Source organism: Thiovibrio sp. JS02 (assembly GCF_053485635.1).
This window is the reverse complement of sequence record NZ_CM130715.1, coordinates 2,761,535-2,780,155: the sequence shown is the minus strand read 5'-3', so window position 1 is coordinate 2,780,155 and position 18,621 is coordinate 2,761,535. Positions and strand designations below refer to the sequence as shown.

The 18,621-nt window shown below is 57.0% G+C and carries 14 protein-coding genes; 11 read left to right on the top strand and 3 right to left on the bottom strand.

Annotation, left to right across the window (positions count from 1 at the left end; all coding sequences use genetic code 11):
• Window positions 1-2: 2 nt before the first annotated feature.
• The 11 genes from ACUUL3_RS12760 (at window position 3) to ACUUL3_RS12710 (ending at window position 16,660) form a co-directional block, all read left to right on the top strand.
• Complete coding sequence (locus tag ACUUL3_RS12760; protein WP_448551938.1) at window positions 3-2,117, top strand: N-6 DNA methylase; 2,115 nt, start codon at window positions 3-5, stop codon at window positions 2,115-2,117.
• Entirely contained in the window at window positions 2,114-3,319 is a 1,206-nt protein-coding gene (locus ACUUL3_RS12755) for a restriction endonuclease subunit S (RefSeq protein ID WP_448551936.1), read from the top strand. The genes ACUUL3_RS12760 and ACUUL3_RS12755 overlap by 4 nt, the downstream gene beginning before the upstream one ends.
• A 9-nt stretch (window positions 3,320-3,328) precedes the next feature.
• Window positions 3,329-4,807 carry a GNAT family N-acetyltransferase gene (locus ACUUL3_RS12750; RefSeq protein WP_448551934.1) on the top strand — a complete coding sequence of 493 codons (1,479 nt, stop codon included), beginning with the start codon at window positions 3,329-3,331 and terminating at the stop codon, window positions 4,805-4,807.
• Window positions 4,807-5,742 carry an AAA family ATPase gene (locus ACUUL3_RS12745; RefSeq protein WP_448551932.1) on the top strand — a complete coding sequence of 312 codons (936 nt, stop codon included), beginning with the start codon at window positions 4,807-4,809 and terminating at the stop codon, window positions 5,740-5,742. Before ACUUL3_RS12750 ends, ACUUL3_RS12745 begins: the two co-directional genes overlap by 1 nt.
• Before the next feature lie 109 nt (window positions 5,743-5,851).
• Window positions 5,852-6,859, top strand: coding sequence for a RhuM family protein (rhuM, locus tag ACUUL3_RS12740; protein WP_448551930.1), 1,008 nt, complete (start codon window positions 5,852-5,854; stop codon window positions 6,857-6,859).
• A complete protein-coding gene (locus ACUUL3_RS12735) occupies window positions 6,856-8,301 on the top strand; it encodes an RNA-binding domain-containing protein (protein WP_448551928.1) in 1,446 nt (481 codons plus the stop codon). The genes rhuM and ACUUL3_RS12735 overlap by 4 nt, the downstream gene beginning before the upstream one ends.
• Window positions 8,298-11,549, top strand: coding sequence for a type I restriction endonuclease subunit R (locus tag ACUUL3_RS12730; protein ID WP_448551926.1), 3,252 nt, complete (start codon window positions 8,298-8,300; stop codon window positions 11,547-11,549). The genes ACUUL3_RS12735 and ACUUL3_RS12730 overlap by 4 nt, the downstream gene beginning before the upstream one ends.
• A 95-nt stretch (window positions 11,550-11,644) precedes the next feature.
• Window positions 11,645-12,718, top strand: coding sequence for a virulence RhuM family protein (locus ACUUL3_RS12725; RefSeq protein ID WP_448551924.1), 1,074 nt, complete (start codon window positions 11,645-11,647; stop codon window positions 12,716-12,718).
• A gap of 196 nt (window positions 12,719-12,914) precedes the next feature.
• Window positions 12,915-13,892, top strand: a complete 978-nt coding sequence (locus ACUUL3_RS12720; protein ID WP_448556488.1) for a calcium/sodium antiporter — start codon at window positions 12,915-12,917, stop codon at window positions 13,890-13,892.
• A 98-nt stretch (window positions 13,893-13,990) separates the two neighbouring features.
• A complete protein-coding gene (locus tag ACUUL3_RS12715; RefSeq protein ID WP_448551922.1) occupies window positions 13,991-15,325 on the top strand; it encodes a hemolysin family protein in 1,335 nt (444 codons plus the stop codon).
• A 576-nt stretch (window positions 15,326-15,901) separates the two neighbouring features.
• The gene (locus ACUUL3_RS12710; RefSeq protein ID WP_448551920.1) at window positions 15,902-16,660 is read left to right on the top strand and encodes a DNA-binding protein; all 759 of its coding nucleotides are present in this window, start codon (window positions 15,902-15,904) and stop codon (window positions 16,658-16,660) included.
• A 76-nt stretch (window positions 16,661-16,736) separates the two neighbouring features.
• Here the strand turns inward: ACUUL3_RS12710 and ACUUL3_RS12705 are convergent, their stop codons facing one another.
• From ACUUL3_RS12705 to ACUUL3_RS12695, 3 genes are all read right to left on the bottom strand, one after another.
• Window positions 16,737-17,177, bottom strand: a complete 441-nt coding sequence (locus tag ACUUL3_RS12705; protein ID WP_448551918.1) for an RDD family protein — start codon at window positions 17,175-17,177, stop codon at window positions 16,737-16,739.
• A gap of 45 nt (window positions 17,178-17,222) precedes the next feature.
• Window positions 17,223-17,984 (bottom strand): hypothetical protein, encoded by a 762-nt coding sequence (locus ACUUL3_RS12700; RefSeq protein ID WP_448551916.1) that lies wholly within the window; start codon window positions 17,982-17,984, stop codon window positions 17,223-17,225.
• A 207-nt stretch (window positions 17,985-18,191) separates the two neighbouring features.
• On the bottom strand, window positions 18,192-18,599 hold the full coding sequence (locus ACUUL3_RS12695) for a bacteriohemerythrin (RefSeq protein WP_448551914.1): 408 nt from the start codon (window positions 18,597-18,599) through the stop codon (window positions 18,192-18,194).
• Window positions 18,600-18,621 lie beyond the last annotated feature (22 nt).

Here is an 18,621-nt window from a genome sequence, read left to right as displayed (position 1 = left end):
GCATGGCCCAGCTTGAACATATCGAAGCCATTGAAAAGCGGCTCTGGAGCGCGGCCGACACCCTGCGGGCTAATTCCAACTACGCCAGCAATGAATACTTCCTGCCGGTCATGGGCCTGGTCTTCCTGCGCCATGCCTACAGCCGTTTTCTCGGCGTCAAGGATGCCATCGAGGCGGGCCTGCCGACACGGGGCGGCAAGACCCGGCCGCTGACCAAGGAGGATTTCTCGCAGAAGAGCGCCATCTTTCTGCAGCCCAAGGCCCAGTTCGACACCCTGGTGGCCCTGCCCGACAGCGCCGACCGCGCCAAGGCGATCATCGACGCCATGGAGTCCATCGAGGCCGACTACGAGAACCTGCGCGGCGTGCTGCCCAAGAGCGAATATCAGGAACTTGACAACGCGGTGCTAGGCCAGCTGCTGCGCACCCTCAACCCCGAGGAGCTCAAGCGGGTCTCCGGCGATGTCTTCGGCCGCATCTACGAATATTTCCTGACCCAGTTCGCCGACCAGAAGGCCCACGACGGCGGCGAGTTCTTCACCCCGGTTTCGCTGGTCTCGCTGATTGCCAACGTCATCGAACCCGCGGGCGGCACAGTGCTCGACCCGGCCTGCGGCTCGGGCGGCATGTTCGTGCAGAGCGCCAGAGTGGTCGAGCGGCGGCACGAAAACCCCACCGAAAAGCTCACCTTCTATGGCTTGGAAAAGAACGCCACCACCATCCGCCTGGCCAAGATGAACCTGGCGGTGCACGGCCTCGAAGGAGACATCCAGAAATCGATTACCTACTACGAAGACCCACACGAGCTGCTGCGCAAGTCCGATTTCGTCATGGCCAATCCCCCCTTCAACGTGGACGAGATCGATGCCGACAAGGTCAAGAACGACCCGCGCCTCCCCTTTGGCCTGCCCGGCGTCAACAAGAAGGGCAAGGTCAGCAACGGCAACTACGTCTGGATCAGCTATTTTTACAGCTACCTCAATGAACAGGGCCGGGCTGGGTTCGTCATGTCCTCCCAGGCCTCCAGCGCCGGGCGGGATGAAGCCAAGGTGCGCCAGAAGCTGGTGGAGACCGGCGACGTGGATGTCATGGTCGCCATCCGCTCCAACTTCTTCTACACCCGCACCGTCCCCTGCGAGCTCTGGTTCCTCAACCGCGCCAAGCCGGAAGCACACCGCGACAAGGTGCTGATGATCGACGCCCGTAACGTCTACCGCAAGGTGACGCGCAAGATTTTCGACTTTTCCCCCGAGCAGGAGCAGAACCTGCTGGCCATCGTCTGGCTCTACCGGGGCGAGACCGGGCGCTATCTCGACCTCGTGGCGGGCTACTGCCAGCGGATGCTGGCCGAAGGCGCGGCCTGCTTCACGATGGAAGATGACGAGGGCAAAACGGTCGAGCCGCTGCCCGATTTCATCGGTGCGCTGGCCACCCTGCGCAGCAGTATCGAACCCTTCCTCAAGACCCTGGCCAAGGACGCGCCCCACGCCGAACCGCTCAAGGAACTGGATGACGCCATCCCGCTGTTCAAGGCGGATGTGGAAGCCTTCCAGAAGACCGTCAGCAAACAGCAGGCGGCCTGGGGAACACAGAAGACGTCCAACGGCGAATTGAAGAAAGCTGTGGACCGCCTCGCCACCCTGGCCGAGACCAGCCGTGATCTGGTCAAGCAGACCGACCTGCTTTACAAGCTCGCCTGCCGCCTGATCGAAACCTGCGAAAACGAATGCGATGCCCGCGACAGCGACGCCTGGGCCGCTCGTGACATCACCCGCGCCCGCAAGGCCGCCGATGAAGTACGCGCCCTGGCCGTGGAACAGCTCAAGCAGGTGCGCTACTTCTGGAAACAGGCCCACTGGCTCACCGAACGCTTCCCCGAAGCCGAACTCTGTGATGTGGAAGGGCTGGTCAAGCTGGTGGACCGGGCCGAGATCGAGGCCAACGACTGGAGCCTCACCCCCGGCCGTTATGTCGGCGTCGCGCCGGAAGAAGAGGATGAGGATTTTGATTTCGAGGAGGCCCTGCGCGACATCCATGTGGAGCTGGAGGATCTGAACGCCGAGGCGGTGCAACTGGCCGCGACGATCAAGAAGAATTTCGAGGAGCTCGGGGTATGAGCTGGCCGAGGAAAACAATCGGCGATGTTTGTGAAGTTGTGCCCGGCTTCGCTTTCAAGAGCAAAGATTTGGGTGACGTTGGCACCCCCGTGATCAAAATTGGAAACATCACGGAGAACCGTTCCGTGGATATTGAGTCCGCTCAATGCCTGCCTGAAGATCTGATTGAAAACAGGCACAAGAAATACTTCCTGCGAAACGGTGACATCCTTATCGCCATGACAGGAGCTACGGCCGGTAAAGTTGGAAGGATACGCTGTGCTGAAGATCAAGCTCTGCTCTTAAATCAGCGAGTTGCGAAGTTGTGCCCTATCTCGATAAACCCTGATTTTTTTTGGTCCGCTATCAGCACTGAACGCTACCGCACGATTTTCTATGGCTTGGGTGGCGGTGCCGCTCAGCCAAACATGAGTGGCTCTCAAATTGAAGCAGTCGAGATTCCCTATCCTCCATTAGCACAGCAAGAACGCATCGCCTTCATCCTCTCCACCTACGACGACCTGATCGAGAACAACCGGCGGCGGATTCAGTTGCTGGAGCAGGCGGCGCGGCTGCTCTACAAGGAATGGTTCGTCCACCTCCGCTTCCCCGGCCACGAACACTCCCAAATCATCGACGGCGTGCCGGAGGGGTGGGAGAAGAAAAAGTTGGGGGATGTTGCAGATACAAACGCCGAAAGCTACAGGGCAAACAATCTACCCAATGAGGTCAATTACATAGACATCTCATCGGTGAAGCAGGGGAGAATACTTTCGAAGAACAAAATGCTATCTTCAGAGGCTCCGGGCCGGGCACGTCGCAAAGGTGCCGATGGGGACATTATTTGGTCGAATGTCCGCCCAAATTTACGAGCATATGCTCTCGTCCTTGAGCCAGATGAAAATGATGTGTTTTCAACCGGCTTCACGATTCTGTCACCTATGATTATTCCTTTTTCTTATCTTTATTTGTTTGTAACCACAGACGAATTCGTAGGCCATTTGGTAAATCACACAACGGGTGCAAGTTACCCAGCGGTAAGACCGGACGACTTCGAAAGGGCGGAGATTCTTTTGCCCGCTCAGAGCGTGCTTAAATTCTTCCATGAAAGGATAGAGCCAGCTTTTAGAATGATTCAAGTCCTTGAAAAAGAGATAAATGCACTGGCGAAAGCCCGCGACCTCCTGCTGCCAAAACTGATAAACGGGGAGGTGGCAGTTTAGTGCCAAGCGATGAATATCCTTATCGACACAAACATATTAATTCCTTTGGAGGATACAGCCCGGCTGCTTGATCCTTCACTGGCTCAAATGTGTCGACTCGCGGATGCCAATGGTCACGCCTTGTACATCCATCCGGCCCAACGGGAGGACATCAACCGGGACAGGGATGATGGCAGAAGGGAAATAGTCCTCTCCAGACTAAAGCAATATCAAACCATTCCCGCCCCGCCCCAGCTCTCTGACGGCGAGTTACAGGAATACGGCTGGAAGCAAGAGAGTGATAATGACCGGATAGACAATCTGTTGCTCCATGCGCTCTGTCGAGGTGCAGCGCACTTTCTGGTTACAAACGACAAGGGAATCCATCGGAAGGCGCGGCAGGCTCAAGTCCAGGAGCAGGTTCACTATCTCGAACAGTTCCTCGCTTTCTTGGAATCCCAGGTCGAGAATGAAGCTCCACCGCCATTCGGGATTCAGGAAAGATACCTCCATGAATTTAGCGTGCATCAGGCTTTTTTCGATTCCTTGAGAGAAGGTTACGAGGGATTTAACGATTGGTATCTGCGGTCGGCAAAGGTTCAACGGAAGGCTTGGTGTATCAGTGAGGACGATACCGTTAAGGCCATTTGCATCTATAAAAAGGAGAATACCCCTTGTGTCGTTGACACCGGTTCACCTTTGGACGGTGATGCGCTAAAGCTGTGTACATTCAAAATAGGCCAGACAGTCAGAGGGAGGAAGCTGGGCGAAAGGCTTCTATTCACCGCCTTTAAGTATGCCGTGGAACAAGACATCCCTTACGTTTACCTGCATACATTCGGCAAGGAACAAGCGATGCTGGTTTCATTGTGCGAAGATTTTGGTTTTCAATTCGCTGGGAAATATAAGGGACGGGATGATGTTTACCTCAAGAAGATGCATCCGCCGAAAAAACCGGAAGCAGAAGTCAGCCCCCTGGATTATGCCGTTGAATACTACCCGCATTATATCGATGGGCATGGAGTTGAAAAGTACATTGTCCCGATAAAGCCTCGGTATCACAACGATCTCTTTGCCGACATCAGTGATAATGCTAGAGGCCTTTTCGCTAATGATCCAAGGATGTATGGCCCCCAGGCAAATACAATCAAAAAAGCATACCTGAGTCATGCAAATACCAGGGGCGTCAGGCCGGGGAGTCTACTCCTTTTTTATAGGACCCATGACCGAAGGAGTGTCGAGTGTGTGGGTGTAGTTGAGCAAACATACCGTGGGCGAGATGTCGGCAAAGTGCTCCCATTGGTTTCCAAACGCACAGTCTATTCGAGGAAAGAGATCGATGTTCAGCTTCAGCGGGAAACGCTGATCATCCTTTTTCGGTTATTACGCACATTTCCTCCCATCAGTCATGTTGTGCTGGAAAGAGCTGGTATTAAAGGCCCAATACAAAGCATGCGAAAAATAACGCATGATCAATATGAAAAGTGTTTTATCAGGAGTATAAATTGATGAGCAAGGCGGCGTTGATTTCTATCCATCCTAAGCATGTCGCCAACATCCTAGGTGGTAGAAAAATATTTGAATATCGGAAGGTGATGCCGTCGCAAGATGTATCCTATTTGGTGTTGTATTCCACAGCTCCCATAATGAAGATCGTCGCGGTTGCGGAAGTCGTTGGGCGCATCGTTGGATCACCCACAAAAGTATGGAATGTAACGGGCTTTGGTTCCGGGATATCGCGCAGTTTTTATCGAAAATATTTCGCCGGACAACGCCAGGCATGTGCACTTTCTCTCGGGCGTGTTTATGAATTGGTCTCTCCAATGGGTTTGTCATCGCTTGCAGGTGTCAAGACCCCGCCACAGTCATTCTCGTATCTTAATGACGACGATATTGGGTTGATTTTGAAAAATCGTTCAAAATCGGCGACGGTTGGTTCCCATATGGTTTTTGTGGGAGGTATTCACGGCGTCGGTAAAAGCACAATCTGTAGCGATACATTTGATGCGTTGGGATACGAATGCGTGACAGCTAGTTCTCTCATTTCAGCGTATGGTGGGGAAACTGACCACAACAAGCGTGTTAATCATGTTGAGGAGAACCAGTTATTGCTCCTGACGGCACTTGATAAAGCCAAGTCAAAGAATGGACGCTTGTTACTCGATGGCCACTATACGTTAGTTAATGGCCAAGGGGATATTAAGCCTATCGACGTTGAGGTGTTTAGGGCAATGAAGCCGAATCAACTTATCCTTATCAAAGGGAAGCCGGATGAAATTGCGGCCCGTTTGGAAGCCCGCGATGGAAGATTATGGACAGAGTCATTCCTTTCAAACTTCCAAGAAGCAGAAGAGGCGCATGCTCGTAATGTAGCAAAGAGCATCGGAGTGCCGTTGCGAATCATTAGTAATGACACAGGAAAGAGTCGTAAGCTTATAGATTAGGGGAAGGTAGTTATGAGTGAAACCGTCTTTACCAAGGTCGATTATGACCTGGGATCACCGGTCAAGTACATTGGCCTGGGCGAGATCGGACTTCCGGACATCCAGCGGCATGAATAATTCGGAAATTCTTATTTACCAGGCCGCCGACGGCAAAATCAAAATCGATGTCCGGCTGGAGGATGAGACGGTATGGCTGACCCAGGACCACATGGCCAGGCTGTTCGGCAAAGCCAAGTCAACCATCAATGAGCATATCAAAAACATTTTCGCCGAAGGCGAGCTGGTTGAAGCGGATGTGATGAAGAAATTCGGAATTTCCGAATTTCAGCAAAAAGCCCCTAATTACTACAACCTGGACGTGATCATCTCCGTTGGCTACCGGGTCAAGTCCCACCAGGGCACTCAGTTTCGCATCTGGGCCACCCAGCGGTTGAAGGAGTACATCGTCAAGGGCTTTGCCCTGAACGACGAGCGCTTCAAAACGGGCAACTCGATGGCCTATTTTACGGAGCTGCAGGAACGCATCCGCGAAATTCGGATCTCTGAGCGCTTCTTTTATCAGAAAATCAAGGATATCTATACCACCAGCATCGACTACGACCCCAGGGACGAAAAGACCATCGAATTTTTCAAGGTGGTCCAGAACAAACTCCTCTGGGCCATCAGCCGCCAAACGGCGGCGGAACTGGTGTATCGCCGGGCGGACGCCGCGCTGCCCCTGATGGGGATGCAGTCGTTCGACAAGAAAGGTGAGGTGGCGGTGCGCAAAAGCGACGTGAGCATCGCCAAGAACTACCTTGCCGAGGACGAAATGAAGCTGCTCGGGCTGCTGGTGGAACAATACCTGGCCTTCGCTGAAACCATGGCCCAGCAGAGAATTCCCATGCACATGACAGACTGGATTCAGCGGCTGGATGCCATTATTCAGCTCAATGGCCGGGAGCTGCTCACCCATGCGGGCAAAATCAGCCACCAGATGGCCCAGGAAAAAGCCGCCCTGGAGTATGACAAGTTCCGGGAATCGCAGCGGCGCATCCAGCATGAAGAGAGCCTCAAGGAGCTGGAAGAGGACATCAAAAAGCTGAAGGCCCCTCGGAAAAAGGGAGGCAACGCATGAGCGACATGAGCGCAAAAGACCTCCTTGCCCAAATCGCCCTCGGCGAAGACTCCACTCGCCAGTTCAAGGCGGATGTGAAGAATGCCGATTCCCTGGCATCGGAAATGGCGGCTTTCGCCAACACCAATGGCGGCGCCATCTTTATCGGCGTGGCGGATGATGGCTCCATGCCGGGGCTTTCGGGGCAGGAAGTGGCCCGCATCAATCAGCTCATCAGCAATGCCGCCAGCCAACTGGTGCGCAGCCCGCTGGCGGTGCAGACCGAGAACGTGGCCCTGGAAAACGGCCGCATTGTCATCGTGCTGACTGTGCCCAAAGGGATCGACAAGCCCTATTTCGACAAGAACGGGGTGATCTGGCTCAAGGCCGGGGCCGACAAGCGGCGGGTGAACTCCAAGGAGGAACTGCGCCGCCTGTTCCAGTTCACCAACCAGTTCCATGCCGACGAACTGCCCACCAAGGCGGGGATCGACAAGCTGGACAAGCTGCGCTTTCGCGATTTTCTGCGGGATGTCTACAAACAGGAATATCCCGACTCCCCCGATGAGCTGACCAGGCTGCTGCAGAACATGAACCTTGCCACCGACGACGGCAGGCTGAATCTGGCCGGGGTGCTGCTGTTCGCCGAGCAGCCGGAGTGGATCGTGCCGCAGTTCGTGGTCAAGGCGATCCGCTACCCTGGCAACAAGATTCACGCCACCGATTATCTTGATACCGAGGACTTTTCCGGGCCGCTGCCCAAGCTCTTCGAGGGGGCGCTGGCTTTTGTCATGCGCAACCTGCAAAAGATACAAGCCGGGCGCGGGGTGAACGCGCCGGGCCTGCCGGAGATCCCCGAGGCGGTTTTCGAGGAGCTTCTGGTCAATGCCCTGGTGCACCGTGATTATCTGGTCAGCGCCCCGATCCGCCTTTTTATCTTTGACAACCGTATCGAGATCATCAGCCCCGGCCATTTGCCCAACAATCTGACGGTTGAGAAGATTCGGGCCGGAAACTCCAACATCCGCAACCCGATCCTGGTTTCCTACGTGGCCAAGGGGCTGCTGCCCTACCACGGCCTGGGTTCGGGCATCAAGCGGGCGCTGGAAAAGTGGGCGGCCATCGACTTTTTTGATAACCACGACGGCTGCCTGTTCACCGCTACGGTTCATCGCAAGCCGGTGGAAGAGCTGGAATTGGTGAACATCGCATCTGAAGGTGCACCGAAAAGTTCACCCAAAACCGATGCGGCGTCGGGAAAGCGTCGGGAAAGCGTCGGGAAAGCGTCGGGAAAGATCCTTGAAGCCTGTCGGGAAAAGCCTTCTGTCACCATTCCCGAGCTGGCTCAATTGATCGGCATTACCGAGCGCTCCGTACAGCGGAACATTCAGAATCTGCAAAGGGATGGATTGTTGCGACGGGTCGGAGGAAGGAAGGAAGGCCACTGGGAGGTAATGGAATGACGCCCGCCCCCTACACCGAAGACACCCTCGTCCAGCAGACCACCGCCGAATACCTGGAGCAGGAGCTCGGCTGGCAGTCGGTGTACGCCTACAACAACGAGGATTTCGGGCCGGATAGCCTGCTGGGCCGGGAATCGGACCGTGAGGTGGTGTTGACCCGCACCCTGCGAGCCAAGATCGAGGAACTGAATTCCGGGTTGCCTGCCACGGCCTATGAAGACGCCCTCCGCCAGATCGTCACGGTCTCCGCTTCACAGACCATGGCTGCCACCAACCGCGAGAAGTACGAGCTGATCAAGGACGGGGTGCAGGTTACCTTTCGCAATGCCAAGGGCGAACGGGTGCGCCAGCGGTTGCGGGTGTTCGACTTTGATGTTCCCGAGAACAATCATTTCCTCTGCGTGCGGGAGCTGTGGGTGCGCGGCGATCTGTACCGCCGCCGGGCGGACATCGTTGGCTTCGTCAACGGCCTGCCGCTGCTGTTCATGGAGCTGAAGAACGTCAGCAAGGATATTCGCGCCGCCTATGAGCAGAACTTTCTGGACTACAAGGACACCGTCCCGCACCTCTTTCATCACAACGCCATGGTGGTGCTGGCCAACGGAGTGGATGCCAAGCTCGGCTCGCTCACCAGCCGATTCGAACATTTCCACGAGTGGAAACGGTTGGCCGAGAATCAGCCTGGCGTCGTGGCCATGGAGACGCTGCTCAAAGGTGTGTGCGCCAAAGCCAATTTCCTCGATCTGGTGGAGAACTTCATTGTTTTCGACGACGCGGCCGGGAACCCTCGAAAAATCCTGGCCCGCAACCACCAGTTCCTGGGGGTCAACCGGGCCATCGCGGCGGTCCGCGACAGGAAGCTCAGGAGCGGCAAGCTGGGGGTGTTCTGGCATACCCAGGGTTCGGGCAAGAGCTATTCCATGGTGCTCTTTACCCGCAAGGTGCATCGCAAGCTGGGCGGCAACTTCACCTTTCTGATCCTCACCGACCGCGACGACCTGGACACGCAGATATACAAGACCTTTGCCGGATGCGGCGTGGTGGACAACGACCGCGACCCGTGCCGGGCAGCGAGCGGCGAGCATCTCGCCCAGTTACTGGCCCAGCACAAGTCGCATGTCTTTTCGCTGATCCAGAAATTCAATCAGACCGTGGTCGAAGGTGAGGCCTACTCCCGGCGCGACGACCTCATCGTCATCACCGACGAGGCCCACCGCACCCAGTACGGCACCCTGGCGCTCAACATGCGCAATGCCCTGCCGAACGCCAGCTATATCGGCTTTACCGGCACGCCGCTCTTTAAGGACGACGAGATCACCCGGCGGGTGTTCGGTGATTACGTCTCCACCTACGATTTCCAGCGGGCCGTCGAGGACAAGGCCACGGTGCCGCTCTATTACGACGCGCGTGGCGACAAGCTCGGCGTGGCGGTCGGCGATCTGAACGAGCGGATCGCCGAAAAGCTGGAAGAGCTGGAGACGGGCAATATCGATGTGGAACAGCGCCTGGAGCAGGAGCTCAAGCGCGATTATCACATCATCACGGCCGGGAAACGCCTTGATCAGGTGGCCCGCGATTTTGTGCAGCACTACTCTTTGGGCTGGGAAACCGGCAAGGCGATGCTGGTCTGTATTGATAAGATTACCTGCGTCCGCATGCACAAGCTGGTCGAGTTCTACTGGAACGAGAGAATCGGCGAGTTAGAAGCGCAGTTGCCCCAGGCCACCGATGAGCAGGACGAACAGTACCGGCGACGTCAGATCGAGTGGATGCGCCAGACGCAGATGGCGGTGGTGGTCAGCGAGGAACAGGGCGAGGTCGAGAAGTTCCGCAAATGGGAGCTGGACATCACCCCGCACCGTCGCCTGATCAAGGAAGGCATCGACCTGCCCGAGGCGATGGGTCAACAGCCGCAGTTCCAGAACATGCAGCGGCTGTCGCTGGACGATGCGTTCAAGGCCGAGGAGCACCCGTTTCGCGTCGCCATCGTCTGTGCCATGTGGCTGACCGGTTTTGACGTTCCCAGCCTCTCCACCCTGTACCTGGACAAGCCGCTCAAGGCACACACGCTGATGCAGGCCATTGCCCGGGCGAACCGGATCAACGAGGGCAAGAACAACGGGATGATCGTCGATTACTGCGGCATCCTGAAAAACCTGCGCAAGGCGCTGGCGACCTTTGCCGGAACCGGCGATGACGGTCGCGGTGGCGATGGGGGCGAGACCGAACCGGCCAAGCCCGATGAGGAACTGCTGGCCGATCTTTGTGAGGCGATTGCCTTTGTCCGGTCCTTTCTCGCCGAGCGGAGTGCGTCTCTGGATGGAATTATCGGGCAGACCGGTTTTGCCCGAAATGCGGCGATTCTCGCCGCCAAGGAGGCGGCGAACGAAAACGACGAGACGCGCAAACGCTTTGAAGTGATGTGCCGGGCGGTGTTCTCGAAGTTCAAGGCCTGCATCACCATCGAAGGCGTCAATGCTTGCCGGGGCGACTTCGACGCGATCAACATCGTCTATAAAAGCCTGCAACAGGACCGTGAACAGGCGGATATCACCGACATCATCCGTCAACTGCATCAGGTCGTCGATGAGGCGATTGAAACACAAACTCAACCGGCTGTTGCTGAAGAGTCGCCACCATACGATATCAGCAAGATTGATTTCGACCGGTTGCGCCGGGAGTTCGAACGCAGCCCGGCCAAGCGCACCACCGTGCAGAATCTGAAAACCGCCATCGAACAACGCCTGCAGCGGCTGCTCCGGCAGAATCCCTTGCGGACCGATTTCCAAAGGCATTACGAGGAGATCGTCGCCGAGTACAACCGCGAGAAGGATCGGGTGACCATCGAGAAGACCTTTGAAGCGCTTCTGCAGATCATGGATGAGATGGACGATGAGGAGAGCCGCGCCGTGCGCGAAGGGCTCGATGAGGAAAGTCTCGCCGTATTCGACCTGCTGCGAAAGCCGGACCTGACGTCCGGTGACATCAAGCGCATCAAGGCGGTCGCCATTGACCTGCTCGAAACCCTCAAGGCGGAAAAACTACGAATCAATCACTGGCGCGACAAGGAATCCACCCGGGACGCGGTCCGACTGACGATTCAGGACTATCTCTGGAGCGAGCAAACCGGGTTGCCGGAAACCTATTCAGAGGAGGACGTGCGGGACAAAACAGAGGCGGTTTTCGTGCATGTGTTCCGGGCGTACCCAACGGTGCCGTCACCCTACTACGCCAGCATGGCGTCGTAGAGAGTAGCGAAGGACGATATGAGCTTTAACCCGAACTTCACCATCACCAACCGCGTGACTCAGGCGATTCGCGCGCAAAGAAGAGGTACCCAGGGATGAACAAGGGCAAAAACTCAAAGGGTCGCGGAAAAAAGGAGATTTCCCTCGTTCGTTCTTCTGCCGCCGAATATTTGACCTTTGTAGCGGCTGGAGGCGGTTCTGAAGCCAGCGTGGAAATGCGCTACGAGGACGAAAATATCTGGCTGACCCAGAAGATGATGGCGACCCTCTACTACGTCTCGGTGCCCGCCATCAACCAGCACCTGAAGCGCATTTTTGCTGACAACGAGCTCGAAGAAAAGGCAGTTATTAAGCAGTACTTAACAACTGCCGCCGACGGTAAGAACTATCGGGTCAAGCACTACAACCTTCAGGCCATCATCGCCGTCGGTTTCAAGATCGAAAACGAGCGGGCGGTGCAGTTCCGCAAATGGGCCAACCAGATCGTCAAGGACTACACCATCCAGGGCTGGACCATGGATGTGGAACGCCTCAAACGCGGCGGTAACCTGACCGATGAGTTCTTTGAGCGCCAACTGGAAAAAATCCGGGAGATCCGGCTTTCCGAGCGCAAGTTCTACCAGAAGATCACCGACATCTACGCCACCGCGCTCGATTACGACCCGACCGCAACGGCCACCAAGCGGTTTTTCGCCGCCGTGCAGAATAAGATGCACTACGCCATCCACGGTCAGACAGCGGCGGAGGTGATTGTAGACCGCGCCGATCACCGCAAGGAAAACATGGGCCTGACCCATTGGGAAGGCGCACCCCATGGGAAAATCCATCGATACGATGTCGCCATCGCCAAGAACTATCTGTCCGAGTTCGAACTGGCCCAGATGCAGCGCATCGTCTCCGCCTACCTCGATATGGCCGAGCTTCAGGCCATGCGCAAAATCCCCATGACCATGGAAGACTGGGAAAAACGGTTAGCGGGCTTCCTGAAACTCTGGGACCGGGAGATTCTGCAGGACGCGGGAAAGGTATCTGCCGAGCTGGCCAAAACCCATGCCGAAAGCGAATACGAAAAATACCGCATCGTTCAGGACCGGTTATTTGAAAGCGATTTCGACCGAATGGTAAAGCAGATCGAATCCGCCGGAGAGGAAAAACCGGAGGAAGAATAAAACGGCCACTTGGGGGCTGACTTGAGGGGTAACTTGGGGGGTGGACTTGCGACAAACTCGCGACACGGCTTGCGACATGCCCCGGCTCACCGATCAAGTACCGACCAAGTAACCGACCAAGTAGGTTTACGGCTCACTTGGGATGAAATTTAGACAAATCCGGATAGCCCGGCCCGTATATGAGAACAGGAACTGTATGACCCTTGCCTTTATCGCTGTAATTTTTGGTTTGGTGCTCCTCGTTTGGAGCGCAGATCGTTTTGTGGAGGGATCGGCCTCCACCGCCCGTCATTTCGGCATGCCGCCGCTCTTGATCGGCATGGTGATTGTCGGGTTCGGTACGTCCGCACCGGAAATGGTGGTGTCGGCACTGGCCGCTTCGCAGGGCAACCCGGGCATCGCGCTGGGGAACGCCTACGGCTCCAACATTACCAACATCGCCCTGATCCTGGGGGTGACGGCCCTGATCAGCCCCATCGCCGTACATTCGCAGGTGCTGCGCAAGGAACTGCCCATCCTGACCTTGGTCACTGGGCTGGCGGCCTGGCAACTCTGGGATGGCGAGATTACCCGTCTCGATGCCATCGTGCTTCTGACTGTGTTCGGCGGCCTGATGGCCTGGACCATCTGGCAGGGACTGCGGAAAAAAGAGGATGCGCTGGGAAGCGAGATGGAGCAGGAACTGGACGTTCGCGCCATGCCCATCCGCCGTGCGGTCTTCTGGCTGGTGGTGGGGCTGGCGCTTTTGATTGTCAGCTCCCGCATCCTGGTCTGGGGCGCGGTGGAGATCGCTCATGGGTTCGGGGTCAGCGATCTGATCATCGGTCTGACCATCGTCGCGGTCGGCACCTCGCTGCCGGAACTGGCCTCATCAATCATTGCAGCCAGGAAGGGCGAACACGATATCGCTCTCGGTAATATCCTGGGCTCCAACCTGTTCAACACCCTGGCGGTGGTGGGGATCGCCGGTACGATTCACCCGCTGGCGGTGGGGCCGGAGGTCTTCAGCCGCGACATGCTGGTGATGGCCGCGCTGACCCTGTCGCTGTTTGTCATCGGTTACGGGTTCCGGGGGCCGGGGCGTATCAACCGCATGGAGGGCACGGTACTGCTGGCCTGTTACGCGGGTTATACGGCCTACCTGATCAGCACGGTTTTCGGCAGTCCAGCATAGCGTGACTTCAACGGTTTGCAAATCATGGCATGACCGTAGCGGTTCGAACTTGCAGTGAGTTTCATCATGACACTTGGTATTTACTGAAGGAGATTTTCTTGGATATTGCCATACTTATCGCACTGATTTTGCTTAACGGCGTTTTTGCCATGTCGGAGATAGCCTTGGTCACCGCTCGTAAGAGCCGCTTGCAGCGGCTGGCTGAAGACGGTGACCGCTCGGCCGCTATTGCCATGCGTCTTGGCGAGGAACCGACCCAGTTTCTTTCCACGGTGCAAATAGGGATCACCGCCATCGGCATCCTCAACGGTATTGTCGGCGAGGCGGCGCTTGCCGGCCCCCTTGCCGGGCTGCTTCAAGGGCTGGGTGTTGACCAAAAAAGCAGCTCTGCCGGCGCAACCGCCATTGTGGTGGTGAGCATCACCTATTTTTCCATTGTGATTGGCGAACTGGTGCCCAAGCGGATTGCTCAGTTCAATGCCGAAGGGATCGCGCGGCTGATGGCCGGGCCGGTCGCGTTGCTGGCGCAGCTGTCCCGCCCGTTCGTTTATCTGCTCTCGATTTCGACTGATGGCATTTTGCGGCTGCTGGGAAAAAAGGAGCTGAGCAGCGCCAACCTCACGGAAGAGGACATCCATGCCATGCTGATGGAAGGTTCCCAGTCGGGTGTTATTGAAAAGCATGAACATGAAATGGTGCGTAATGTATTTCGTCTCGATGATCGGCAGATCGCCTCGCTGATGACGCCGCGCAGCGAGATTGTCTGCCTTGACGTCGAACAGCCGCTTGCGGAGAGCCTGGAGAGACTCGTTGCCTCGGACCACTCGCGCTTCCCGGTCTGCCGGGGCGGCATGCATGAGGTGCTGGGGATCATCTCGGCCAAACGGCTGCTCAAGCAACGGCTCAAGGGGGAGCCTCCCGAAAAGATCAGCGAATATCTGCTCCCTGCGGTCTACGTGCCCGAATCGCTGACCGGGATGAAACTCCTGGAGCAGTTCCGCGAGTCCGGAGTGCAGATGGTCTTCGTCGTCGACGAGTATGGTGAAATCCTCGGCCTGGTCACCCTGCAGGATCTGCTGGAGGCGCTGGCCGGGGAATTCAGGCCGCGCGATCCGGAAGATGTCTGGGCCGTGCAGCGGCAGGACGGTTCCTGGCTGCTGGACGGACTGATTCCGATCCCGGAACTTAAAGATCGGCTTGACCTGAAGGCGGTTCCCGAGGAAGAGAAGGGGCGCTACCATACGCTCAGTGGCATGATGATGTGGCTGATCGGTAAAGTCCCGCGCACCGGGGATGTTACCGAATGGCAGGGTTGGCGTTTGGAAGTGGTCGACCTTGACGGAAATCGAATCGATAAAGTAATGGCCAGTCGTTTGCCCAACCCCAGCAGCGAGGGGGAAGCGGAACCGGAACTCCCCTCGGAAACATCCTGATAACATGTTCTGAGACACCTTTGGGGCTTCCCGTTAACCACGGGATCAATTCGATTCCCGTTTTGGAACCGAACCGGCGTCCGAATACCGGATTCGAAGTTGTTGCGGCTCGATGCCAGATATCCGGTTTTACTGCAAACCCGTCAGCTCCTGCATCAACTTTGTGGCATCTCCAGCAGAAACCGCCAGACGGGTACGGCATAAATGTCGTTGAAGCCCACGGGATCTCCTCGTCGGTCCGCCAGGTGACAAAGGCACCCTTCCGCCACGGCCAGACCTCGTCCGCTGCCCGTTTCAGGATCTTGCGGCTGGTGGTGGGCCCAACCTAAATGCCCGATGTCGGAACGGGTGATTCTGGATGGTGAAGGACGGGATGGTCGGAACGTGACTTCTGGTATCCGGTTTCGTTGCAAACCCGGCTGTTTTCCTCCAGGTCGCCGCACCAGCCACGTGAATTGAGTTATTGTGAGCAAAGTCTTTGAAAATATCGTACATTCAAAACGTTCTCCTCGCGGAATCGGTTCTGTCGCCGGCCGCCTGGCAATCCCATCAAAACATCCGAAGAGGTATCTCCCGATGAATGCACGCAAGAGAATGCAGTATTGCCGTACCGGTCTTATGCTCGTCACCTCACTGCTCCTGTGGGATCCTTTCCAGGCCGGCGCCTTTCCGCAGGGCGGCGGGGGAGCGGGGATGGGCGGCATGGCGGGCGGACCATCCATGCAGGGGATAACCGGCAAGGTGATCGAAACCATGAACAGCGGCGGCTATACCTATGCCCTGTTGGACAAGGGCGGCGTCAAGACCTGGGTGGCCCTGCCCCAGACCGAGATTGCCGTGGGCAGTGAAATCGCCTGCCAGCCGGGCGTGACGATGAGCAATTTTAACAGCACCACCCTGAACAGGTCCTTCGAGAGCATTGTCTTTTCCTCCGGGCTTGCATCCGCCGGCGGCGCCTCGGCGTCAGCGCCGCCGCCGGCCGGGGCCTCAGCCCCAGCCGCGGCGATCAAGGTGAGCAGGGCCGAGGGGCCTGACGCCTATACCATCGGCGAGATTTTTGAAAAGAGAGAGAGCCTGGCGAACAAGCCGGTGGCGGTCCAGGCCAAGGTGGTCAAGGTCAGCCGCGGCATTATGGGCAAGAACTGGCTGCATCTGCAAGACGGCACCGGCAGTGCGGCCGCCAGGAGCAATGATCTGGTGGTCACCACCGATTCGGTGCCTGAGGTCGGCGCGGTGGTCACCATCAAGGGGAATCTTTCCCTGGACCGCGACTTCGGGGCAGGCTACCGCTACGCCGTCATTATCGAGGGTGCTGAGGTGAGCGCTGGCAAGTAGCGGGATGCGCTGACGCGCTTCGACTTCTTGAGACAAGAAAAGGGGATTGCCGTTTGGCAAATCCCCTTTTTGTTTTTCAGCCTGTTTTCTTGTTGCGGATCACCACGGTATGGGCCAGCTTGTCGTGCCAGCTCTGCTTCCGCGGGTCGAAGGCCACCCAGAGCAGGCCGAGGCCCAGGGGAAGCGTGGAGATGAGGTAGGCGAAATAGCGGATAACGAGCTGGCGCACGGAAGGGGCGCCGCCGGTGTCGGCATCGACGATTTTGGCTGATACCGCCATCTTGCCGGGGGTGGCGGCCCGGTAGCGCCAGAAGGCGATGATGGCGACGGCGGGGAGGAGATAGTTGATCAGGAAATCCATTGGTCCCTTGAGCAGGGCCTCGCTTTCGAAATAGGCAGGCCCGTATACTGCCAGCAGCAGGGGGATGGTGATAAGAAGAAGCAGAAATGAATCGATGACGCTCGCCCAGACCCGAATCCAGAAACCAGCGTACGCCGCATCCTGTAAGTTCCCCATGGTTGTTCCCTCCTGAAGTGTGTTCCCCTTGCGGCGTCCCGGCCTTCAGCGCTCTTCCCGGGACTCCCGTGCCGCGGCCTGGGCAAAGAGTTCCAGCAGGGTCTCCCCGTGATGCTGGTATGCCGTTTGGATAAGTTTTTTCAGTTCGCCCCGGATGCTGTCCAGGGAGGGCAGGGGGGGGATGATGGGCAGAAAGTGTTCCACCGGCAATTGCGGTTCAATGCGCATCTTTGCTTCCAGCTGCGCCGCCATGCCGGGTTCCATGCCCCCTTCCATGCCGGCCGCCCTGGTTTTGTCGCCCAGGGTTTTCAGGAAGCCCATGATGGAGCCCAGGTCGTTCCTGCGCTGGAACACCTCGATCTCCTCGTTGATTTCCTCCCGGTAATCCTTGAGTTCCGCAAATTTTTCCCGGTACTGGGCGACATGGACCTCCAGGCGGTCATAGCAATCGAAGAGCAGATTCTTGAAGCGGCTGGCATGGGTGAGGCCATGGAGATGGATGCCCGCGAAGACCCGGGTGCGGATGGTGTCCGATTCCGTGAGGTAGGGGTCATAGAAAAGATCGGCAGGCAGTCCGGCCAGGCTCAGAAACGCATGGATGAGGGTTTCGCTCTCCAGCAGGATGTAGATGCGGATCAGGTCGAAGCTGATGCGTTTTTCCAGGATGAAGGAATACTGGCGCGCCCTTTCGCCGAACTCGATCTTGTCCTCTTCGATGAGTTTGCGAAAACCGAAATAGCGGTCGGCCATCTCCTTCTTGATTTCATAGGCAAGGACATCCTGGATGTTTGGGCGGTATGGACTCATGGGCACCCTTTTTCGGCAGAGTATCGTATAAAACACTAGCACAGCCAGGGGCGGCCTGGAAATGGAAATGCGAAGAGGCCACGGCGGCGCAGCCATTTTTCGGCCGACCAGGGCGGGGATGGCGGGAGGAGATGGAGAGAGCGGGGGGAGAGCCCTGCCCGGCGGCTGTTGACCGGGCAGGGCGCAGGGCTTTTTTGAGAGGCGCCGCTACAGCACACCCTTGCTGTTCAGGAAGGGGCCGTATTTTTTGTCCGTGCCCATGATATGCTTGTCGAGCCAGTTTTTTAGAAAGTTCATCACCTCGATGGAAATGGTGGTCTTGCCGGCCTGGACGTCCGCCATGAGGGATTTGACCTTGTCGGTCATCTTGTTGTGGACATCCTTGTGGGCCGCAAACTCCGGATAGCCATGGCTGCTCATCAGTTTCTCCTCCAGGGCGAAATGGGAGACGCAGTAGTTGGCCAGCTTGGTCAGGACCGACATCAGGGCGTCCTTTCCCTTTTTGGCCAGCATGGCGTCATGGAGTTCGTTGATCATGTTGATGAGCTGCTTGTGCTGCTCGTCGATTTCCTTGACATTGACGCTGTAGTCGTTTTTCCAGGTGATGAGGGCCATGTGTTCTCCTGAGCAAAGAGGG